Source organism: Stenotrophomonas sp. SrG, assembly GCF_050031795.1.
GTDB classification, from domain to species: Bacteria; Pseudomonadota; Gammaproteobacteria; order Xanthomonadales; family Xanthomonadaceae; genus Stenotrophomonas; species Stenotrophomonas rhizophila_A.
Window position 1 is genome coordinate 1 of sequence record NZ_JBNBBE010000018.1, and the last position, 20,899, is coordinate 20,899.

Genomic DNA, 20,899 nt, shown 5'->3' on the forward strand with positions numbered 1-20,899 from the left:
TTCCCGTAAGGGGCTGCCCGACGGCCTCCCTGCAGGCAGCAATGAAACGCTGCGGTTGACCTTGCACCAGAATGCAAAACGGCCGCGCAGAGCGCGGCCGTTTTTCCTTCTTACTTCAGCGCCTTGAAGCGCAGGCGCTTCGGGGCGGCGTCGTCGCCCATGCGGCGGCGCTTGTCTTCTTCGTATTCGCGGTAGTTGCCCTGGAAGAACTCCACGTGCGAATCGCCTTCGAACGCCAGGATGTGGGTCGCGATGCGATCCAGGAACCAGCGGTCATGCGAAATCACGAACGTGTTGCCCGGGAATTCCAGCAGCGCATCTTCCAGCGCACGCAGGGTTTCGATGTCCAGATCGTTCGACGGTTCGTCGAGCAGCAGCACGTTGCCACCCTGCAGCAGGGTCTTGGCCATGTGCAGGCGGCCACGTTCACCACCGGACAGCGAACCCACCAGCTTCTGCTGGTCCTGGCCCTTGAAGTTGAAGCGGCCGATGTAGGCGCGCGACTGGATTTCGATGCCGTTGATGTTAAGGATGTCCAGGCCGCCGGCGATTTCCTGGAAGACGTTGTGGTTGCCCTCCAGTGCGTCGCGGCTCTGGTCGACGTAGGACAGCTTGACGGTCGGACCGACCACGATCTCGCCGGAATCCGGCTTCTCCTGGCCCGTGATCATCTTGAACAGGGTCGACTTACCGGCACCGTTGGGGCCGATGATGCCCACGATCGCGCCGGCCGGGACCAGGAAGCTCAGTTCGTCGAACAGCAGGCGGTCGCCGAACTTCTTGGACACGTTCTTGAACTCCATCACCGAATTGCCCAGGCGCTCGCCCGGCGGGATGAAGATTTCATTGGTTTCGTTGCGCTTCTGGTAGTCGACCGACTGCAGCTCTTCCAGGCGGGCCAGACGCGCCTTGCCCTTGGTGCGGCCGCCCTTGGCATTCTGGCGCGACCACTCCAGTTCCTTCTGGATCGCCTTCTGGCGCGACTTCTCCTGGTTGTCTTCCTGCTTCAGGCGCTCGTCCTTCTGCATCAGCCAGTCAGTGTAGTTGCCCTTCCACGGAATGCCGCGGCCGCGGTCCAGTTCCAGGATCCATTCGGCGGCGTTGTCCAGGAAGTAGCGGTCATGGGTGACGGCCACCACGGTGCCGGTGTAGCGCGCCAGGAACTGTTCCAGCCATTCCACCGACTCGGCGTCGAGGTGGTTGGTCGGTTCGTCGAGCAGCAGCATGTCCGGCTTCTGCAACAGCAGGCGGCACAGCGCCACGCGGCGCTTTTCACCGCCGGACAGCTTGCCCACGATGGCATCCCACGGCGGCAGGCGCAGCGCATCGGCGGCCACGTCCAGCTGGTTTTCCAGGGTATGCGAGTCACCGGCGGCCAGGATGGCCTCCAGGCGCTCCTGTTCCTTGGCCAGCTTGTCGAAATCGGCACCTTCCTCGGCATAGGCCAGGTACACCGCGTCCAGCGCGGCCTGGGCCTGCAGCACTTCGCCCACGCCTTCCTCGACCGCTTCACGCACGGTCTTGGTCGGGTCCAGCTCCGGTTCCTGCGCCAGGTAGCCGACCTTGATGCCGGCCTGCGGGCGGGCTTCGCCCTCGAAGTCGGTGTCCACGCCGGCCATGATCTTCAGCACCGTGGACTTGCCGGCACCGTTCAGGCCCAGCAGGCCGATCTTGGCACCCGGGAAGAACGACAGCGAGATGTCCTTGATGATCTGCCGCTTGGGCGGGACCACCTTGCTGACTTTGTTCATGGTGTAGATGTATTGCGAGGACATGAGCTCTCCGAAGGCGCAACCCTGCGCCCGTTCCGTCGGGAACAAGCACAGATGAAAAGGGATGGCGCCAATTATAGCCCGAAGCGGTGACCCCCGCCGTCCGGCCCGTGGGGCGGGCCTTGCCGCTGCCTGAATGGGTCGTCAAAGCGGTTGAATTGGAAACCGTTTCCAGCCGGAAACCGTTCAGACGACGTCAGCATGATGGAGCCATCACTCACCAAGCGAGGCCAGACATGCGCATGAATCGAATTGTGGTCGGGACCGTGGCCTCGCTGCTCGCGCTGGGCAGCATCGCCCCGGCCTTCGCTGACGACCATCGCGGCCGTGGCCACGACCGCCACCATGATGATCGTCATGACCGTCGCCATGACCGCCACGACCGCCGCGACTGGCGCGACGACCGTCGTGAAGCCCACCACGACCGCCGCTACTACGACAACCGGGGCTATTACCGCCCGGCACCGCCGCCGCGCGTGGTCTACCGGCCGGCCCCGGGCCGCGGTTACGGCTGGGCCCGCGGCCACCGCTACAACGAGTACTACCGGGGCCCGGTCTACGTGGTCAATGACTACAGCCGCTACTCGGTGCGGCGCCCGCCGCGTGACCACCACTGGATCCGCGACGACCGTGGCAACCTGCTGCTGGTCGCCATCGCCACCGGCATCATCGCCGACTACGTGATCAACAACCGGTAAGCCCGGAACGCAACACCCCGAAACGAAGAAGCGCGCCCCAGGGCGCGCTTCTTCGTTCTACAGAGCAGAACAGCCGGTCAGAACGCCACCGACCAATCCAGCTGCGCGCCCACATCGCGCTGGCCGTCACCGTCACGCCCCTGCATCTGTAGTGACAGGCGGCTGTTGGCACTGGGGTTCACCGCCACGCCGAGCTGGGCCAGCACGCTGCTGCGTGCCAGCGGTGCACCGGCAATGGTGAAGTCCTGCGTACCGCCCACGAAGCGCGCGGTGGTGGTCGGCAGACGATCGCCATCGGCGTACTGCCATCCCACCCGCGCGGTCAGCACGGCACGGTCCTGCAGCCCGCCGCTGATGTCCCAGTCGGCCTTCAACGCGGCCAGCCCCGTGCGGTACCGGCTGTCGGCCGCACCCAGGCGCAGGGCGCTGTCGCCGCCGCGTTCCTGGCCGCCATCGCTTTCCAGCCGCACCTGGGCCAGTTCGATCTCCGGGGTCAGCTGCAGGCGCGGACCGCCAAAGGTCCAGCCGGCGCGCACGAACGCGGTGGTGCCGGTGGCGTCTTCGCGGGCCAGCAGGTTCTCACTGAAGGCAGTTCCCACCTGTGCGGTGCGCGTGGTGTCGGTGCGGTAGTCGGCGCGGGTCACGCCGCCGCGCAGGCTCAGGCCCTGCCAGCGGTAGTTCGCGTACACGCCGTACTCGGTCGCATCGGTCTCGGCCACGGCTGCGCGCTCGCGCAGGCGGTTGTCCAGCGTCTGCTGGCCGCCTGCCACGCCCAGTTCCAGCGTGTCACCCAGCTGCCAGCCGGCACCGGCCATCAGGCCGTGCTGCTGGACGCGGGTGGCTGCGTTCGCAGCAGTCGCATCGGTACGCAGCTGTCCACCGCTGCCGGCCACCCAGACGCGCACGCCCGGCAGGATGTCGCCGCTGATCGCGCTGCCATCCAGATGGCGGTCGATGCCATCGTGCAGGAAGCGGTTCTGCAGCAGCGCGCCACGCGTGGCTGCATGCACTTCGCCAGACAGGCTGTCGAACGCCGGCACCACCCGCGGTACTTCCAGGCGCACCACCGCGTCGTACACCGCGTTGCCCTCGCCGAGCGCTTCCACGGCCACGGCCACCTGCTGCTGGTTGGTATTGACCACCACGTCCGGGAACGCCAGCTCCACGTCGGGCATCGACACATCGTTGCGGGCCATGGTCAGGTAGACGTTGTTGGCGTCATAGCTGAGGGTGGGGTCGAGGAACGCGAAATTGCTGCTGGCCCCGGCGAAGGTCCCGTCGACGCCGTCGGCGGCGGTCAGCAGGGTGTAGCGGGTCGACGGCTGCCAGTTGCCTTCGGCGGCAACCGCCACCGTGTTGGCCTGGCCCAGGCGGGCGGCGCCGGCCACGTCCACGTGGTCGCTGCGGCCATCGGCGGCGACGTCCACCTGGAAGGTGGTGCTGGCGTCGAAGCTGAGATCCCCGGCGAGCGAGAGCTGGCCGATGGTGCCGGCCAGGCGGCCGCCCGGCGCGAGCACGCTGCCGCTGAGCATGCTTACGCTGCCCAGGCGGCCGGTACCGGCCAGCAGGGCGTTGTTGCGCATCTCGGTCTCGCCACCCAGGGCGCCCTGGACGTCCAGCATCCCGCCGTCGACGACGGTGGTGCCGTTGAACGCGCTGCTGTCGCCGGTGAGGGTAAGGAAGTGCCGCCCTTGGCGCAGGGTGCCTTCGCCGCTGAACTGGCCGGCGTAGGTCAGTACGCGGGTGGTGTCGATCGCGAACGTGGCGGCGCTCTCGATCTCGATGCTGCCGCCGTTGAGGGCATTGCCGGTCACGCGCAGGGTGCCGTCCTCGACGCGGGTCAGGCCGCGGGCGGTGCCGCCCACGAGCGTGAGCGTTCCGCCGTCGCGCTTGACCAGCGTGCTGCTGCTGTCGCCGCTGACACCGGCGCCCAGCGTCGCGCTGGCACCGCTGGCGACATCGATCGCCACCTCGCCCTGCAGCTGCACCGCATTATTGATCGCCAGCCCGTCGGCAAGGTCCAGCGCCGTGCCGTCGGCCATGCCCAGCCAGCTGCCGCCCAGCGCGGTGTTGCGGTCCAGGGCCAGCGTGCCTTCGTCGACCTGCAGCGCACTGTTCCAGCCGGTGCTGTCGCCACGCAGCGACAGCGTGCCGCTGCCGGTCTTGTGCAGCGTGCCCGAACCGGTGAACGCACCCAGCACGACGAGGCTGCCGTCGACGTCGAAGGTCGACTCGGCGCTCAGCAGGACCGCCGTGTCGACCGACAGCGCAGTGCCGGTGCGCAGGGTGCCGCCCGCCATCTCCATGCGGGCGCTGCCAGCACCGGCGAGCAGGGTGGCGGCGGACGCGCCCGAACCGATCTCGAGCACGGCGTCCTGCCCGACCGTCAGCGCACCGCTGCTGCCGGCCAGGCCGGCCAGGACGATGTCACCCGCGATCTCGGCGCTGGCGCCGTCGGCAAGCGTGACGCTTGCCTGGCCAGCCCCGCCGACGCTAAGTGAATCGCTGACCAGGCGCGAACCCGCGCCGGTCACGGTGACCGTGCCGCTGCCGTTGGCGAGTTCGCCCACGCGCAGGTCACCGAGCACGGCGCTGCCGCCGTTGGCGATCTCCACGGTGGCCAGGCCCGCGTTGCCCACCACCGCGCTGGCGCTGCTCACCTGGCCGCCATCGAGCACCTGCAACGTGCCGTAGCCCACATTGGCCACCCGCAGGGTGCCGCCGGCAGTGAACTGCGAAGCGGCGCCGCTGACGATCAGGACGCCGGTGCCGTTTGTGCTGGCGCCCAGGTCGACGTCGTCGGTGACCGCCACGGTGCCGCCGTTGTCGACGTCCACCCGGCCCCAGCCGTTGACGCCGAGGGTGAGCGACAGCGCCTCGAGGCGGGAGTCCGCGCCGGTCGCGCGTGCCGTGCCGACACCGCTGGGGGTCATGCCCAGCGTGGTGGCACCGAAGCTGGCGCTGGCGCCATCGGACACCTGGATGGCGCCCACGCCCGCCCTGCCGACGACGGTCTCGCTGCCGCTCTGCACGAAGCGGGAGTCGGCGCCGGACACGATCAGGTCGCCGCGCGACCGCAGGCTGGCCGACAGGGCCTGGTTGCCCAGGTACAGCGCGCCGCGCACTTCGGCGCTGGCGCCGTCGAGCACCTTCACGGTGCCCGTGCCGTACTCGCCGATGTTGAGCACGTCGGTGTTCACCCAGCGGCTGCCGGTGCCGGAGATTTCGGCAATGCCGACGCCGGTGCGGGTATTGCCGACGTAGCCCGCCACGCTGGTCATCTGCGCGCCATCGAACACCTTGACGATGCCGTTGCCCTCATTGCCGAGGAACAGGTTCTGGCCACTGGTGAAGCGCGAGGCCGCACCGCCGACGTTGACCAGGCCGGTGCCGGTGGGCCCTGCGCCGACGTAAGCGTCGGTGCCGATGGCCAGGGTGCCGCCGTTGTCGACGTCGACCTGGCCGTAGCCCAGGTGGCCGACGCCGATGGTGGTCAGCGCAGTCCAGGTCGAACCGGCGCCGGAGATGGTGATGCGGCCGTCGGCAGTGGCGGCGGTACCCGGCCGGTCGCCGGTGCCCACGAAGATCGTGGCCGAGGTCAGCTGGCCGCCCCCCAGGATCGACAGGTTGCCGCGCGTGGTATAGCCGACGTGGATGTGGTTGGTGCGCTCACCGGTCGCGGTGACCTCGGCGGTGCGGTTGCCGTCGATATAAGCAGCCACCGACCCGCCGGTCGGTTCGCCGAACTCCCAATTGCCGACATTGGACCAGCCGTTGTCGATGGTGCCGCGGAACTCGTTCCAGCCGTTGAGGCCGGCGAAGGCGGACGGCGCGGCGCAGGCCAGCGCGATGCCGGCCACCAGCGGCGCCAGACGCGGCGAGCGGCGGTCGATGCGGGCGCGGGTGCATGCGCCATCGGCAAACTCGGACACCACCTGCATGCACTTCAGCGCGTGATTGAAGACCACGCGATACACATGATTCACAGCCAACCCCTGTTTGTTATGAAAACGATTCCCTGAGGTGGCAATAACGGCCTGTGGCTGAACGTCTTTAGGTCGACGGATCGATTATTCTGAACAATTCAAGGAACGGCGTCGCAGTTCAGATTTTTGGCCGGATCTACGCGCGGGCGCGCAAACCGGCCCTTCGGCACGGGCCAGCCCCGGCTGCGGGCCTTACAATGGAAGGCTGTCGTTCCCCTCACTTTGCCTGGAGTAAGCGATGTTCCCGCGTGACGTCCGCATCGAAACCTACGATCCCGAACTGGCCAAGGCCATCGCCGCCGAAACCCAGCGCCAGGAAGACCACGTCGAGCTGATCGCCAGCGAGAACTACACCAGCCCGGCGGTGATGGAAGCCCAGGGCAGCCAGCTGACCAACAAGTACGCTGAAGGCTATCCGGGCAAGCGCTACTACGGTGGCTGCGAATACGTGGACATCGCCGAGCAGCTGGCGATCGACCGCCTCAAGCAGCTGTTCGACGCCGACTACGCCAACGTGCAGCCGCACAGCGGCTCGCAGGCCAACCAGGCCGTGTACTTCGCGCTGCTGCAGCCGGGCGACACCATCCTGGGCATGAGCCTGGCCCACGGTGGCCACCTGACCCACGGCGCCAAGGTGAATGCCTCGGGCAAGCTGTTCAACGCCGTGCAGTACGGGGTGAACGAGCAGGGCCTGATCGACTATGACGAGGTCGAGCGCCTGGCCCTGGAGCACAAGCCGAAGATGGTCGTGGCCGGCTTCTCGGCCTATTCGCAGGTGGTGGACTGGGCGCGCTTCCGCGCCATCGCCGACAAGGTCGGCGCCTACCTGTTCGTGGACATGGCCCACGTGGCCGGCCTGGTCGCCGCCGGCGTGTACCCGAGCCCGCTGCCGCACGCGCACGTGGTCACCTCCACCACGCACAAGACCCTGCGCGGTCCGCGTGGCGGCATCATCATCGCCAAGGGCGCCGGCGAAGAGATCGAGAAGAAGCTGCAGTCGATCGTGTTCCCGGGCATCCAGGGTGGCCCCCTGATGCACGTCATCGCGGCCAAGGCCGTGGCCTTCAAGGAAGCGCTGGAGCCGGGCTTCAAGGCCTACCAGCAGCAGGTGGTGAAGAATGCCCAGGCGATGGCCACCACGCTGATCGCGCGCGGCTACAAGATCGTCTCCGGCGGCACCGAGAACCACCTGATGCTGGTCGACATGATCGGCAAGGACGTTTCCGGCAAGGACGCGGAAGCCGCGCTGGGCAAGGCCCACATCACGGTCAACAAGAACTCGGTACCCAACGACCCGCGCTCGCCGTTCGTGACCTCGGGCCTGCGCCTGGGCACCCCGGCGGTGACCACCCGCGGCTACCAGGAAGCCGACTGCGTCGAACTGGCCAACTGGATCGCCGACGTGCTGGACGCCCCGGCCGATGAGGCGGTGATCGCCCGCGTGCGCGATGCGGTCAGCGCGCAGTGCCGCAAGTACCCGGTCTACGGGTAATGGGCGAGACCCTGCAGCGGCGCCTGTACATCGCGCAGGCGCTGCTGCTGGGGCTGCCCGCGCTGGTCGCCGGTGGCGGCGTGGCCGGGCTGGCGTTGTACGTCTTCTTCGACCGCCACGGCTACATGGCCAATCGTGAAGGCCTGTTCCTGCTGGGATGGGCCTTGGCCGGGGTGTGTGGCCTGCTGGGCTGGGCCTGGCTGAGCGTGGTCTACCTGCGCAGGGGGCGAACCGCCCTGCGCAGCACCGGGCTGCTGCCGTGGGTGGGGCTGGGGTTGGGCGTGGTGGCCGCGCTGGGCGTGGTCGCACTGGTCGCTTACAACTCGCTTTCCGGCAGCTCGTGGCGGGCGCTGGGCTATCTGATCGTGGGTCCGCCGCTGCTGGTCTGCAGCGCGCATCTGCTCTGGTTGCGGACGGTTCCGTCCGCTGCCGGCGAATCCTGATCGACATCGCGATTTGTACGCTGGGGTCTTCTCAGGTACCGTTGCGACGCTGCCGTGACCACGGCATGACGTTTCTCCGATGCAAGGCGTTCCATGTACTGTCCGTTCTGCCAGCATGCCGATACCCGGGTGATCGACTCGCGCGTCTCCGAAGACGGTGCGACGATCCGCCGTCGGCGTGAGTGCGAGGCGTGCAGCGAGCGCTTCAGCACCCTGGAAACCATTGAATTGAAGCTGCCGGCGATCGTGAAGAGCGATGGCAGCCGCGAGCAGTTTGATGCGCGCAAGCTGCGGGTGGGCTTCGACCGCGCGCTGCAGAAGCGCCCGGTGCCCGAAGACAAGATCGAACTGGCGGTGCGCGCGGTGATGCAGCAACTGCGCATGTGCGGCGAGCGCGAGATTCCGTCGATCAAGGTCGGCGAGTTCGTGATGAACGAACTGCGCAAGCTCGATCATGTGGCATATGTACGGTTTGCCTCGGTGTACCGCAGCTTCGAGGACGTGGCCGATTTCCGCGAGGAAATCGAGAAGCTCGAACGCGAGCTGCCGTCCAGTACCGAACAGCTGCAGCTGCTGGGCGATGTGATCGCCCTGACCAAGAAAAAGAAGGGGTAGAGCGGACTGTTAGTCCGCTTGTTGCCGAAGCAGCGGACTAACAGTCCGCTCTACCACGCGTGGGCGGCGGCGGACTAACAGTCCGCTCTACCACGCGTGGGCGGCAGCGGACTGACAGTCCGCTCTGCCGGGGGTTGGCGTTACCATGCCCGCCATGAGCGATTTCTCTACGTTGGATCACCTGCACATGGCCCGCGCGCTGCGCCTGGCCGAACGCGGCCTGTTCACCGCCCGGCCCAACCCGATGGTCGGCTGCGTCATCGCGCACGGCGACCGGGTGGTCGGCGAGGGCTGGCACCAGCGCACCGGTGGCCCGCACGCCGAAGTGTTCGCGCTGCGCCAGGCCGGCGAGGAGGCGCGCGGTGCCACCGCCTACGTGACCCTGGAACCCTGCGCCCATCACGGGCGCACCCCGCCGTGCGCGCTGGCATTGATCGAGGCCGGGGTAGCCAGGGTGGTGGCGGCCATGCGCGACCCGTTCCCCAAGGTGGATGGCGGCGGCTTCGTGCTGCTGCGCGAGGCGGGCATCGAGGTGGCTGAGGGTTTGATGGCGGCGCAGGCGCGTGAGTTGAATAGTGGCTTCCTGTCGCGCGTTGAACGTGGCCGACCGTGGCTGCGGGTGAAGCTGGCTGCCAGCCTGGACGGGCGCACGGCGATGGCCGATGGCACCTCCAAGTGGATTACCGGCGACGCGGCCCGCACTGACGTGCAGCGCTGGCGCGCACGTGCCGGTGCGATCCTGACCGGGGCCGATACCGTGTTGGCCGATGACCCGCAGTTGACCGTGAGGCTGGCCGATACCGAGGTCATGCCGCCGTTGCGGGTGGTGCTCGATACACGCCTTCGGTCGCTGGAATGCGCGCGGGTGCGCGAGGGTGGGGCGCCGACCCTGTACCTGCACGATGCCGCCGTGAGCCCGCCGGACGCCGCCGATGCCGAATTCGCCAGCGTGCCCAGCCAGGACGGGCGACTGGATCTGGGTGCCGTATTGGCGCTGTTGGCCGAACGCGGCATCAATGAAGTGCATACCGAAGCCGGGGCGACGCTTTCCGGCGCGCTGCTTTCCGGCGGCTGGGTCGATGAGCTGTTGCTGTACCAAGCGCCCACGCTGCTGGGAGAGCATGGCCGGCCGCTGCTGGGCGGCCTGGGCATTCACGACATGGCGCAGCAGCGACGGCTGCGGGTGGTGGATCAGCGGCAGGTGGGGGCGGATCTGCGGCTGCTGCTGCGCGTGTGAGGCTTCTGCCACGCAGGGCGTGGCACTACGCGTGGGGTAGGCCGGTAGCACCCGACCGTTGGTCGGGTGGCGCCGCACGGCGGCGGGCAGATCAGGAGGCGACGACCGGCTGCAGCGCCTCCAGGTGGCGAACGGTCTGTGGAAACTGTTGCACCAGTCGAATGAGGGTCGATGCCTGCGCGTTGGGACGCGCGCGGCCCTGCTCCCAGTTCTCCAGCGTGCGTGCATTGGTACGCAGGTACATGGCAAACACCGGCCGTGACATGTTCAGCTGTTCACGGATGGCGACCAGCTCTCCCGCATGCAGCGGGGGCAACGGCTGCAGTCGAACCTTGTGCGTGCGCAGCGTGGTCTTGCCCGCGCGCTCGTCCTCCAGCGCGTGCAGTCCTTCGACCAGCTCGGCAAATACGTCGCGTTTCATCATGTGGTCCTCGCCAGAAGTACGGCCTCAAGCATTCTTTTCAACAGTCTTTTGTGCATCGCGTCCAGGTCGTCCTGGACGCCCTTGCCGTAGAGGGTGAACAGCCAGAACTGCGAACCCGCCGGCCAATGGAAGTAGATCACCCGTAGTCCGCCCCGCTTGCCACGCTGCCTGCGGTCGTCGGAAAAGCGCAGCTTGCGGAGACCGCCGGTACCCACGATCACGTCGCCAGCCTCCGGCGCCCGCAGCAGGAACTGCTGAAGCGCGCAGAGCCCATCGTTGTCGAGGTAGGCGGCACGGTGGCGCGAGAACGCCGGCATCTCCACGAACACGGCGTGCATAAGTATACGTTATCTGCGTAGGGTTGCCAGCCACCTTACCTTGCACCATCACACCAGAAGGGGCAGCCGTTCACACCTCACTCTGTGTATTTTTCGAGTATTCGATCAAGTTCCGGAAAGCGATAGGTGGCCACCGCTTGACCAAAAAAAACGGGCCCCTTGCGGGGCCCGTCGATCATGGCGCGGGTTAGCGCTGCCCGATCAGTAACTTAGAAGCTGGCGCGCACGCCGACCGAGTACTGGGTGATGTCGTCGAAGTACTGGACTTCGCCGATGAGGCCCCAGTTGCGGTTGAAGCTGACCTGGCCGCCCAGGGTGCCGATCCACTCGCCGTCCATGTCGCTGCCGTCGATGTAGCCGGCCTTCAGCCAGGCTTCGGTCGCGCGCGAGGGCTTGCCACGCAGGCCCAGCGCACCGCGGCCGGCATTGGTATGCACCTTCTCGGTTTCGCTGAACTCGCCGTCCTCGAACTTCACTTCGTTGTTGATGCGCATCCACGCGATGTCTGCGGTGAAGTCCAGGCGGTCGGTGAACGGCATGTGGTAGCCGATGCCTGCCTCCGGCTGGTCGATGGTGTTCTTGATGCGGTACTCGCCGATGCTGTCTTCCAGGTGGTAGGTCTCGGAAACAGTGCTGTAGCCGCCGAACACGTACACCTGCTCGGCAATGGCGAACGAACCGCGGATGAAGCCGCCGTCCAGCTTGGGGTTGCTGCCGGGGGTGCTGACCTGCAGCTGGGTCCAGCCGCCTTCAACATAGGTGTAGCTCATGGCGTCGGCAGCAGAGGCGGCCATCGGAGCGGCGGCCAGCAGGGCGGCGGCCAGGACGAGCATCTTGCGCATCGGAATTCCTTGGAAGTGAGGTCCATTTCAGCCAGCCCGTCGTGGGCGGCAGGGCGGCGATCATCGCCGCGCGGCGCATCTTAACAAATTGTTTACAGAAAGCGAGCGCTCAGCCAGCGCTGGTACAATGGCCGCGCCGGTTCGCCGGTATACAAACGTCTTCAGGGCGGGGTGCGATTCCCCACCGGCGGTAGGTGCGCAAGCACGAGCCCGCGAGCGCTTCCGGCCCCGCCGGAAGGTCAGCAGATCCGGTCCGATGCCGGAGCCGACGGTATAGTCCGGATGAAAGAAGACGGTGCTACAGGGCCTGCATGGCCCTGCGCCCGCCTGTTTGCCTTGCGGCGTTTTTCGCTCACTTTTCGCGGAGAACGTTAGTGTTTACTGGAATCATCGAAGGCGTCGGCCATGTGGCCGCACGCGATCCCCTCGGCGGCGATGTCCGCTTCACCTTCCACGTCGGCAGCCTGCCGTTCGAGCACGTGCAGCTCGGCGAGAGCATCGCCATCAACGGCGTCTGCCTGACCGTCATCGCCCATGATGCCACTTCGTTCCAGGCCGATGCCTCGACCGAGACCCTGGGCCTGACCACGCTGGGCCAGCTGGCGCCGGGTGCGGTGATCAACCTGGAGCGCGCCATGCGCCCGACCGACCGCCTCGGTGGCCACCTGGTCAGCGGCCATGTGGACGGCCTCGGCCAGGTGCTGTCCATCCATGAGGACGCGCGCGCCCAGCGCTGGCGCTTTGCCGCACCGGCCGGTCTGCTGCGATATATCGCAAAGAAGGGCTCCATCTGCGTGGACGGGGTCAGCCTGACCGTCAACGAGGTGGATGACGCCGGCTTCGAGGTCGCGCTGATCCCGCATACCGTGGCCAACACCGCCTTTGCCGCCACCGGCGTGGGCAGTGCGGTCAATCTCGAAATCGACCTGGTCGCCCGTTACGTCGAACGGCTGGTCGCCCCCCAGGTACAGGACACCCGCGCATGAATTTCGCTCCCATCCCCGAGATCCTCGAGGACATCCGCCTGGGCCGCATGGTGGTCATCGTCGATGACGAAGACCGCGAGAACGAAGGCGACCTGATCATGGCCGCCGAACTGGTCAAGCCGTCGGACATCAACTTCATGGTCACCCACGGCCGTGGCCTGGTGTGCCTGCCGTTGACCCGCGAACGTGCCGCCGACCTCGGCCTGGCGCCGATGGTGCAGGCCAATACCGCCCAGTTCCAGACCAACTTCACGGTCAGCATCGAGGCCGCCGAAGGCGTCACCACCGGCATTTCGGCCTACGACCGCGCGCATACCATCCGCACGGCGGTGAAGCCCGATGCCAAGCCGGCCGACCTGCACCAGCCGGGGCACATCTTCCCGCTGATCGCCCAGCCGGGCGGCGTGCTGACCCGCGCCGGCCATACCGAAGCGGGTGTGGACCTGGCCATGCTGGCCGGGCTGGAGCCGGCCGGGGTGCTGGTGGAGATCCTCAACCCCGATGGCAGCATGGCGCGCCGCCCGGAGCTGGAGGTGTTCGCGCGCGAGCACGGCCTGAAGATCGGCTCCATCGCCGACCTGATCGCCTACCGCCTGGCCACCGAGAAGACGGTCGAACGGGTCGATGAGCGTGAGATCGACACCGAATTCGGCCCGTTCAAGCTGGTGACCTACCGCGACCGGATCGCGCACGACCTGCATTTCGCCCTGGTCCGCGGCACGCCTGACACCCAACCGACCCTGGTCCGGGTGCAGGTGGAGAACCCCTTGGCCGATCTGCTGCACTGGCGCCGCGACGATTTCGGCGTGGCGTCCACCGACGCCCTGCGCGCCATCGCCGCCGCCGAGCGCGGCGTGATGGTGGTGCTGTCGGCCCCGCGTGACAGCAACAGCCTGCTGGCCCGCCTGCGCCAGCAGCCGCAGCCGGTCACCCCGGGCAAGGACAAGGACGTGAGCCAGTGGCGCCGCAACGGTGCCGGCGCCCAGATCCTGTCCGACCTGGGCCTGGGCCAGCTGCGCGTGCTGGGCACCCCGCGCCGCCAGATCGGCCTGGCCGGCTACGGCCTGGAGATCATCGAAACGGTGGGGAGCCCGTCATCGCATGCGCGCTGACGCCCCACGATTTGCTTCGCAAACCGCGGGCCCCTCTTACCATCACCCAGACCCCCGCCGCTTCGCGGCAGCCCCCTGACTCAGGGGGCTTTTCCACCCGACCCGTCCCGCAGCGTGCCGCAATCCGGCTACGCGCGGCCATGCGCTAGAATATTCATCTATTAAATGGACCCCACGCCGATCATGAGCCACTACGAAGGCGATCTCCGGACACCGGAACAGGCCCGTTTCGCCATCCTCGCCAGCCGCTGGAATGCCCGCATCACCGACGTGCTGGTGGCCGGCGCGCGCCAGAGCCTGGCCGGCAACGGGATCCAGGAAGCGGCCATCGACGTGATCCGGGTGCCGGGCGCGTGGGAACTGCCGCTGGTGGCCGCGCGCCTGGCGGCGGCGCACGAACATGCCGCGATCATCGCCCTGGGCTGTGTGATCCGTGGCGACACCCGCCACTACGAACACGTGGCCGACCGCTGCGCCGAAGGCCTGATGCGTGTGCAGCTGGATTTCGGCGTGCCGGTGCTCAATGGCGTGCTGGCGGTCGAACGCGCCGAGGATGCCGAGGCCCGCGCCGGTGGCAGCCACGGTAACAAGGGTGAGGAAGCCGCACTGACGGCGTTGGAAATGGTCAATCTTCTGGAGCAGTTGCCGTGAACAAGTCAAACCCGGGCAAGCCCTCCGGCAAGCCGGTCCGCCGCGATGGCATCGACCCGGTGCTGCGCTCGCGCGCGCGTCGTCGTGCCCTGCAGGCGATCTACGCCTGGCAGATCTCCGGCGGCAACGCACAGGCCCTGATCGCCCAGTTCGCCCACGAGCAGGCGCGCGAAATCGCCGACCTGGCGTATTTCGAGGCGCTGGTGAGCGGCGTGCTCGACCACCGCAAGGACCTCGACGAGGCGCTGGATCCGTTCGTGGACCGCGGCATCGAGGAAGTGGACGCCATCGAGCGTGCCGCGCTGCGCGTGGCCGCGTTCGAGCTGCGCTACCGCATGGACGTGCCGTACCGCGTGGTGATCAACGAAGCGATCGAATCGACCAAGAAGTTTGGTTCCGAACACGGCCACACCTACGTCAACGGCGTGCTGGATCGCGCTGCGGTGGAGTGGCGCAAGGTCGAAAGCGGGCACTGAGCCGGGTCGGGGAACGCCCATGTCCCTCGCCGAATTCTCCCTGATCGAACGCATCCGCACGCGCACCCGCGCGCGTGCCGATGTGGTGCTCGGCATCGGCGACGATGCCGCGCTGCTGCAGCCGCGTGCCGGCCAACAGCTGGTGGTCACCGCCGATACGCTCAACAGCGGCGTGCATTTCCCTGCGGAAACCCCGGCCTATGACATCGGCTGGAAGACGCTGGCCGTGAATCTTTCCGACCTGGCGTCGATGGGCGCGCAGCCGGCCTGGTGCGTGCTGGCACTGTCGCTGCCCGACGCCGACCCGGACTGGGTGGATGCGTTTGCCGACGGCTTTTTCGCCTTGGCCGATGCGCACGACATCGTGCTGATCGGGGGTGACACCACGCGTGGCCCGTTGTCGCTGTCGGTGACCGCGATGGGGCAGGTGGCGCCGGGTGCGGCACTGCGCCGCGATGGCGCGCAGGTGGGCGACGATGTCTGGGTCAGCGGCACGCTCGGCGACGCCGCCGTGGCCCTGCGCGCCTGGCAGGGCGGTACCCTCGACGTGCGTCGGCCCGCCGAAGATGCGCCGGTGGACTACCTTCGCCAGCGCTTGGCCCGGCCCACACCGCGGGTGGCCCTCGGCGCCGCGCTGGTGGGTGTGGCGCATGCGGCCGTCGATATCTCCGATGGCCTGCTGGCGGACCTGGGACACATCTGCGAACGCAGTGGCGTAGGCGCGCGCGTGGACCCCGAGCGCCTGCCGATGTCCGACGCAGCGCGGGCACGGGTGGGTCTGACCCATGCGCGCGAGGCCGCGCTGCGCGGCGGCGACGATTACGAACTCTGCTTCACCGCCGCCGCTGCGCAACAGGGGGCGGTCGAGGCCATCGCCGCGCGCCTGGCGCTGCCGCTCACCCGCATCGGCGCGATCGTGGCAGGCCAGGGCGTGGATGCCGGTGGCGAAACCACCGGCCATCGCGGCTACGAGCACTTCACCGAGCTGTAGCGCCGGGCCGAAGCGCTCACCATTCGCAGGACAGCCCCAGCTGCGCGGCGGATTCCCGGTAGCCGCCATCGCCGTGCGTCAGCGCCAGCCCACCCCATGCCGAAACGCCCCGGCCGACACCGACGCGGGCACCCGCGCCGAGCGCGTAGCGGTTGCGCGGGGTGCTGGCGCGCAGCGCCTCGTCGTCGAAGGCGATGCCGTTGCCGGCCCCGTCGCGGTACCAGTTCGCCGTTGCGTACGGCTGCAGGGACACGGTGCCACTGCTGCGCCCGGTCGCGCCTTCCAGGCGCATGCCCAGCCGGCCCGACAGGCCGTGGTCGCCCAGGCTGCGTACCGTGGTGCCGTTGCCCTCGCGATGCACGTCCATGGCAGCATCGGTATGGAGCAGTTGCAGCTCCGGCTGCAGGCTCAGCGCCGTGGCGCCGATGCGACCGACATCCAGGCGGTAGCCGACTTCCAGCGACGACTGCCACAGGTCCGCGTCGTAGCGCTCGGTCTGCAGGCCATCGCCTTCCACGCGGTTGCGGAACCGGCCGCGCTGCACCGATGCATCCACGGACACGGCGTCATTGCGCCAGCTGCCGTACACACCTGCCGCGCCGCCTTCCACCTTGCCGCGTGCGCGGTAGCCGGTGAGGGACGAGCGCGAGGTCGCCTGCGACTGCGCGGCCGTGAGCATCACGCCCACGCGGCCCCGGTCGGCAGCGAACGCGCCGATGTCGGTGCCGACCAGCAGGCGCGAGCGGTCCACATCGAGCGCAAGCTGGTCCTTGACCGCGCCCAGACGGGTATGGGTTCCATCCAGCGTCGCCCACGCGCGCACGTTCCCACGGGTAGACGCGTGCTGCGCGGTGCGCTCGCGCGCACTGTGGCGCAGCAGGTGGTGGAGCGCGAACTGGTTGGCCAGGTAGGCGCCGGTTTCGGGGCGAAGCACGGGAGCCGGCTGTCCGGGATCGACTGGATCTGCGGGCTCATCGGGATCGATCGGATCCGCTGGATCGACGGGATCGACGGGATCGACGGGATCTACCGGATCAATTGGGTCCACCGGGTCCACCGGATCAACGGGGTCGACCGGATCAATCGGATCAATCGGCTCGCACTGCGGCAGGCTGGGATCAACCTCGCAGGGATCCGGCGTGGGGCCGCCCTCCGAGCGCAGGTACCAGCTGCCGTCGATGCCCTTGACCAGGAAATACTCGTACTGGCCGCCAACGGCACGCCCGACCAGGTCGAACTGCGCGTTGGATTCGCCGACGATGCTGATCAGCGCGATGCCACGGTCGGTCTTCGCGCCGGCGCCGCCCACATTGAGCACGCGTACGTTGGCCTGGCCGTTGGCGTTGCCGCTGATGACCAGTCGGTCCGTGCTCGAGGCGTCGTCCCCGAGCACGGTGTTGAAGGCCAGGGTGCCGCCGTTGCCCACGAAGTTGTCCACGCTCAGCGTGTTGAATGCGGCGCCACTGCCCAGCGCAACCGTGCCGGCACCGTCCAGCTGCAGGTGGCCGACGCTGCTGTCGCCGGTCAGCAGCCAGCTGCTGCCGCTGCCGATTCCCGCCGAGGTCACGTTGGACAGGCGGCCCTCGATGCGCGCGTTGTTCTCCAGCAGCAGGTCGATACGCCCGCCAGCGGCACTGTCATCGAGGGTGATGTCACCCTGCAGGCGTGCGTTGTCGACCACCACGTTGACATCCGGTTGGCCGCCACCTGCGGCGTCGGTCGAGTTGCGCACGCGCAGCAGATGACCGTCGCCACCGGTGAGGCGGGCGTCGTTGGCAATGCGCACGTCATAGGTGTGATTGGCATCCAGGACCTCGATCGCCGCACCGCGGCGGGAAAGGATCGTCGACTCCTCGACGATCAAGCGGCCGTCGCCACGGCTGTCGTGAAGCATCACCCCGACGTTGCCCGCATCGATGTGCGAGCCGTTCAGCAGTTCCACCACGCCCGCGCCGTGGCGAATGCCGATGCCCGTGGCGTAATTCGGGTGGTCCGGCCTGTCCACCACGCGGAGGGTCGAGGCATCCAGCGTCACCCGGGCGTCGGCGGTGCTGTCGATCATCATGATGCCGACCGTCGGGACGGACTCGGGGGCATCCTCGCCAACGGTGACTCGGCTGTAGTGGAGGTATACCGAAGAGCTGTCCCATGAGCGGATGCCGCCGTGCTCGATGCGCGAGTAGCTGGACAGCAGCGCGGAGCCACCGCGCAGTTCGATGGCTTCAGGGTTGGAATGGCCGCGCTCGACCTGTGCATTCATGAGCGTGACCAGGCTGCCGTCCCGTGCGCTGATGCTGTACGTGCGGCCTCCATTGACCAGAAGGTCCGCGCCGTTGGTCAGCAGCCACCATTCCTGGGGATCGCCCTGCGTGACTTCGTGCGCTTCGCCGTCGAGTTCGCGTGCACTGGCATCGCCCGGTGGAAGCATCAGCAGGGCCAGCATCAGGGAGGACGCGAGCGGGCGCATCGAAGCACGGGCGGAGGAGGAGCGGTTTGGCATCATCGTCGGGCGTTCTGGTCGGAGGGCAGAGGGACACCCGACCATCGGCACAGCGTTGGGATGCAGGCAGGCCGGTCGCGCAGCACGCTGCTGCGCAGGCAGGCCGGATGTCCAGGGGGCGACAAGAATGCGCAGCGATGCGCGCGTGGCCCATGCAAGGAATTGCAAAGCATCACACTTTGCGCGTGACGCGCTCCGCCCTTTGCGACGACGTGGCGAAAACGTCGTCGATTACAGCGGCGGCAGCACCTTGCCCGGATTGAGGATGTCGTCCGGGTCGAGTGCGTGCTTGATCGCGCGCATCGCCGCCAACGTAGCCGGCGTAAAGGCCTGCGTCATGAAGTCGCGTTTGGCCAATCCGATGCCATGCTCGCCCGACAGCGTTCCGCCCAGCGCCAGGGTGAGTTCGAAGATCTTCGGCAACGCCGCCTGCGCACGCGCGCTCTCGTCCGCGTCGTCGGGGTGGTACAGGATGTTCACGTGCAGGTTGCCGTTGCCGGCATGGCCGAAGGTGACGATGGTCAGCGTGTACTGCTGCGCCAGTGCCTGCACACCGGCCACCAGGTCCGGAATGCGCGACACCGGCACCACCACGTCTTCGTTGATCTTGCCCGGCGCGATGCTGCGCAATGCGGGTGACAGTGCTTTGCGCGCGGCCCACAGCTTCTCGCGCGCGCTGCCTTCCATTGCCACGTCCAGCGCCAGCATGCCGTCGCCTTCGGCGGCCGTGGCCAAGGCCTGCAGCAGGTAGGGCAGGGTGTCGTGGTCTCCATCGGCTTCGACCAGCAGCATCGCGCCGGCCTCCGGCACCTCGGCGCCATTGCGGCGCAGCAGCTGCAGGCTGCGCGCATCCATGAACTCCAGCCGGGTCGGCACCACCGGCTGCGCCATCAGCCGCGACACCGCCGCCGCCGCCGCGTCCGCGTCGCGGTACAGCACCCGCAGCCCGGCCTGGGCCACCGGCAACGGGGTCAGCTTCAAGGTGGCTTCCACGATCAGCGCCAGGGTGCCTTCGCTGCCCACCAGCAGGTGGGTCAGGTCGTAGCCGGTGGCGTCCTTGGTATAGGCGCCGCCGCACTGGATCAGCTCACCGGCGCCGGTGACCGCAACGAGCCCAAGCACGTTGTCGCGGCTGGTACCGTACTTCACCGCGCGTGGGCCGCCCGCGTTGCAGGCCAGGTTGCCACCGATGCTGCAGATATCGGCGCTGGATGGATCCGGTGCCCAGAACAGCCCGTGCTCGACCAGGGCGTGCTGCAGGTCGCCGTTGAGCACGCCCGGTTCCACCACCGCGCAGCGGTTGCCCGGCTGGATGTCGAGGATGCGGTTCATGCGCGCGAACGACAGCACGATGCTGCCGTTGACCGGTACCGCCGCACCGGTGGTGCCGGTACCGGCGCCGCGCGCCACCACCGGCACCCCGTGTGCGCGGCAGGCGCGCACGATCTGCAGCACCTGCTCGCGGTTGCGCGGCAGCGCCACGCCGTTGGGCAGCGCATGCCGCCAGGAGTTGTCCTGTGCATGCGCAGCCAGCGTGGTGGCATCGGTGCGCCAGCCATCGTCACCGAGCAGCGCCTGCAGGGTGGCGGAAAATTCAGCAGGCAGGGTCGTCGTCATTGCAGCCTTCCGGTAGCGCCGCCCGTTGGGCGGCCCTCATAGTCATCGATCGAAACCGCAGTCTTCCAGCCGGAAGGCGTCGCGCAACCAGTCCAGGCGGGGTGGGTCGCCGCTGGCATCAATCACGTCGAAACGGCAGGGTCCCTGCGCCAGCGTGGGATGCGACTGCAGGAACAGCTGTGCGGCCAACACCAGTTTGCGTCGTTTGCGCAGGTCCACCGAGGCCGCGCCCCCCCCAAAATCGGCGGTGGCGCGATAGCGCACTTCCACGAACACGGTGGTGTCGCCATCGCGCATCACCAGGTCCAGCTCACCGCCCTTGTAGCGGGCGTTGCGCGCAACCGGAACAAGCCCGGCGCGCCGCAGGTGCGCCAGCGCGGCGGTTTCCACCGCCGCCCCGCGCTGCGCCCGCTGGGTGGGCATGGCCTTAGTTGTTGCCCACCGGCATCGGCCGGCCGCCGCTGAAGGTCGACCACGCCGGCACCCGCAGGACGTTGCCATTGCTGTCCAGGAACAGCGTCCCGGTCGCGCCGGCCAGGCCGCCTTCGGTCGCGACCTTGTCCAGGTAGGCGCTGATCTTCCAGGCGTCGAAACCGAATGCGAACAGGCGACCGGCCGCGCCGCGCGCGGTCGGCAGGATCTGCCCGGCGGTCGCGGCCGGGGGCAGGCCGGCCACGCCGCGCACGTTCCAGGCTTCGTTCGGGTAGACGATGCCGTCA

General features: G+C 68.1%; 18 protein-coding genes, 1 pseudogene and 1 riboswitch. Of the genes and pseudogenes, 10 read left to right on the plus strand and 9 right to left on the minus strand.

Annotation, left to right across the window (positions count from 1 at the left end):
• Positions 1-110 precede the first annotated feature (110 nt).
• Positions 111-1,775, minus strand: coding sequence for an energy-dependent translational throttle protein EttA (gene ettA, locus ACQG3P_RS15865; protein ID WP_068849183.1), 1,665 nt, complete (start codon positions 1,773-1,775; stop codon positions 111-113).
• A gap of 233 nt (positions 1,776-2,008) precedes the next feature.
• Here ettA and ACQG3P_RS15870 point away from each other — a divergent pair, with 233 nt between their 5' ends.
• The gene (locus ACQG3P_RS15870; protein WP_426805591.1) at positions 2,009-2,470 is read left to right on the plus strand and encodes an RcnB family protein; all 462 of its coding nucleotides are present in this window, start codon (positions 2,009-2,011) and stop codon (positions 2,468-2,470) included.
• A 77-nt stretch (positions 2,471-2,547) separates the two neighbouring features.
• Here the strand turns inward: ACQG3P_RS15870 and ACQG3P_RS15875 are convergent, their stop codons facing one another.
• A complete protein-coding gene (locus ACQG3P_RS15875; RefSeq protein WP_426805592.1) occupies positions 2,548-6,456 on the minus strand; it encodes an autotransporter domain-containing protein in 3,909 nt (1,302 codons plus the stop codon).
• Between the two features lie 238 nt (positions 6,457-6,694).
• Between ACQG3P_RS15875 and glyA the strand changes: the two genes are divergently transcribed.
• From glyA to ribD, 4 genes are all read left to right on the plus strand, one after another.
• Positions 6,695-7,948 carry a serine hydroxymethyltransferase gene (gene glyA / locus ACQG3P_RS15880; protein WP_093536117.1) on the plus strand — a complete coding sequence of 418 codons (1,254 nt, stop codon included), beginning with the start codon at positions 6,695-6,697 and terminating at the stop codon, positions 7,946-7,948.
• Positions 7,948-8,391 carry a hypothetical protein gene (locus tag ACQG3P_RS15885; protein WP_426805593.1) on the plus strand — a complete coding sequence of 148 codons (444 nt, stop codon included), beginning with the start codon at positions 7,948-7,950 and terminating at the stop codon, positions 8,389-8,391. The genes glyA and ACQG3P_RS15885 overlap by 1 nt, the downstream gene beginning before the upstream one ends.
• Positions 8,392-8,484: 93 nt before the next feature.
• Positions 8,485-9,006: a transcriptional regulator NrdR gene (gene nrdR, locus ACQG3P_RS15890; protein WP_068849191.1), complete on the plus strand. Its 522-nt coding sequence runs from the start codon at positions 8,485-8,487 to the stop codon at positions 9,004-9,006.
• Between the two features lie 154 nt (positions 9,007-9,160).
• Positions 9,161-10,243, plus strand: coding sequence for a bifunctional diaminohydroxyphosphoribosylaminopyrimidine deaminase/5-amino-6-(5-phosphoribosylamino)uracil reductase RibD (gene ribD, locus ACQG3P_RS15895; RefSeq protein ID WP_426805594.1), 1,083 nt, complete (start codon positions 9,161-9,163; stop codon positions 10,241-10,243).
• 91 nt (positions 10,244-10,334) lie between these two features.
• On the opposite strand, the gene ACQG3P_RS15900 is transcribed toward ribD, so the two are convergent.
• From ACQG3P_RS15900 to ACQG3P_RS15910, 3 genes are all read right to left on the minus strand, one after another.
• On the minus strand, positions 10,335-10,664 hold the full coding sequence (locus tag ACQG3P_RS15900) for a helix-turn-helix domain-containing protein (protein WP_095364487.1): 330 nt from the start codon (positions 10,662-10,664) through the stop codon (positions 10,335-10,337).
• Positions 10,664-11,005, minus strand: a complete 342-nt coding sequence (locus ACQG3P_RS15905; RefSeq protein WP_426805595.1) for a hypothetical protein — start codon at positions 11,003-11,005, stop codon at positions 10,664-10,666. Before ACQG3P_RS15905 ends, ACQG3P_RS15900 begins: the two co-directional genes overlap by 1 nt.
• Before the next feature lie 209 nt (positions 11,006-11,214).
• On the minus strand, positions 11,215-11,847 hold the full coding sequence (locus tag ACQG3P_RS15910; RefSeq protein ID WP_320458078.1) for an outer membrane beta-barrel protein: 633 nt from the start codon (positions 11,845-11,847) through the stop codon (positions 11,215-11,217).
• A gap of 153 nt (positions 11,848-12,000) precedes the next feature.
• Positions 12,001-12,145, plus strand: a riboswitch (FMN riboswitch).
• A gap of 76 nt (positions 12,146-12,221) precedes the next feature.
• Between ACQG3P_RS15910 and ACQG3P_RS15915 the strand changes: the two genes are divergently transcribed.
• From ACQG3P_RS15915 to thiL, 5 genes are all read left to right on the plus strand, one after another.
• Positions 12,222-12,833 (plus strand): riboflavin synthase, encoded by a 612-nt coding sequence (locus tag ACQG3P_RS15915; protein ID WP_093536107.1) that lies wholly within the window; start codon positions 12,222-12,224, stop codon positions 12,831-12,833.
• A complete protein-coding gene (gene ribB / locus ACQG3P_RS15920; RefSeq protein WP_068849203.1) occupies positions 12,830-13,945 on the plus strand; it encodes a 3,4-dihydroxy-2-butanone-4-phosphate synthase in 1,116 nt (371 codons plus the stop codon). Before ACQG3P_RS15915 ends, ribB begins: the two co-directional genes overlap by 4 nt.
• Before the next feature lie 183 nt (positions 13,946-14,128).
• Positions 14,129-14,596: a 6,7-dimethyl-8-ribityllumazine synthase gene (gene ribH / locus ACQG3P_RS15925; protein ID WP_068854542.1), complete on the plus strand. Its 468-nt coding sequence runs from the start codon at positions 14,129-14,131 to the stop codon at positions 14,594-14,596.
• Positions 14,593-15,072: a transcription antitermination factor NusB gene (gene nusB, locus ACQG3P_RS15930; protein ID WP_068849204.1), complete on the plus strand. Its 480-nt coding sequence runs from the start codon at positions 14,593-14,595 to the stop codon at positions 15,070-15,072. Before ribH ends, nusB begins: the two co-directional genes overlap by 4 nt.
• 19 nt (positions 15,073-15,091) lie before the next feature.
• Positions 15,092-16,063, plus strand: a complete 972-nt coding sequence (thiL, locus tag ACQG3P_RS15935; protein WP_426805596.1) for a thiamine-phosphate kinase — start codon at positions 15,092-15,094, stop codon at positions 16,061-16,063.
• 16 nt (positions 16,064-16,079) lie between these two features.
• On the opposite strand, the gene ACQG3P_RS15940 is transcribed toward thiL, so the two are convergent.
• The 4 genes and pseudogenes from ACQG3P_RS15940 to ACQG3P_RS15955 all read right to left on the minus strand — a co-directional run.
• Entirely contained in the window at positions 16,080-18,530 is a 2,451-nt protein-coding gene (locus ACQG3P_RS15940; RefSeq protein WP_426805597.1) for an autotransporter outer membrane beta-barrel domain-containing protein, read from the minus strand.
• A gap of 264 nt (positions 18,531-18,794) precedes the next feature.
• On the minus strand, positions 18,795-20,180 hold the full coding sequence (locus ACQG3P_RS15945; protein WP_426805598.1) for an FAD-binding oxidoreductase: 1,386 nt from the start codon (positions 20,178-20,180) through the stop codon (positions 18,795-18,797).
• 42 nt (positions 20,181-20,222) lie between these two features.
• Entirely contained in the window at positions 20,223-20,603 is a 381-nt protein-coding gene (locus ACQG3P_RS15950) for a YraN family protein (RefSeq protein WP_184124723.1), read from the minus strand.
• Between the two features lie 4 nt (positions 20,604-20,607).
• Positions 20,608-20,899: pseudogene (locus ACQG3P_RS15955) on the minus strand (penicillin-binding protein activator); the annotation flags it as partial.